This window comes from Pseudomonas sp. K8 (genome assembly GCF_014889455.1).
Classification (GTDB): domain Bacteria; phylum Pseudomonadota; class Gammaproteobacteria; order Pseudomonadales; family Pseudomonadaceae; genus Aquipseudomonas; species Aquipseudomonas veronii.
The window spans coordinates 1-754 of the sequence record NZ_VJWO01000147.1; the positions used below are offsets into that span (position 1 = coordinate 1).

A 754-nucleotide genomic window follows, 5' to 3' on the forward strand; every position below is an offset into this window, starting at 1 on the left:
CCTGGGCCGCCTGCCCCACCCGCACCTTCAGTCGCAGGGGCTCGGGCAGGTACACCCGGGCATAGGGGTGATCGCCGACCAGCAGCACCACCAGCGGGGCCCCCACCGGCGCCTGGTCACCCAGCCGGTAGGGCAGCGCATCGACCCGTCCGGCGCGTGGGGCGACGAGGTCGAGCTTGCGCAGCGTCACGGCCTGCGCGGCGGCCTGGGCCTGTGCCGCCTGCAACGCGGCTTCACCCTGCGCCACCTGCGAGCCGGGCTCCGGCGCCGCCAGCGCCTGTTCGGCGGCATGCACCGCCCCCTGCGCGCTGCCCGCCGCCGCCCGCGCGCGGTCCACGTCGGCAGCGGCCACCAGTTGCTGCCGGCCGAGCGGCTGCAGGCGGCGGTAGTAGGCCGATGCGTCCACGGCCTGCGCGCGCGCCGAAGCCAGGTTGGCCCGCGCCTGGTCGATGTCCTCGCGGCGCGGCCCCTCGCGCAGTTCCTGCAGGGCCTGCCCGGCCTGGCTGGCCTGCGCTTCAAGCGCCTGCAGCTGGGCGGCGGTGCGGATCGGTTCCAGCTGCAGCAGCGCCGCCCCGGCGGCCACCTGCTGGCCTTCGTGGACCCGGATGCCGACGATGGTTTCGGCGGCCGGCGCCGGCACGGTGATGCGGTCCCACTCCAGTGTACCGAGTGCGGCGGGCGGCTCCTGCCGGCAGGCGCACAACAGCAGGCCCGCGCCGGCCAGGAACACCCCACGCATGGACAGGTAGCTGGC

The 754-nt window shown here is 76.4% G+C and carries 1 protein-coding gene; it reads right to left on the bottom strand.

The window, feature by feature from the left end:
• Positions 1-754: HlyD family secretion protein (locus INT12_RS30645; protein ID WP_226926400.1), on the bottom strand; the 754-nt coding region annotated here is incomplete at both ends.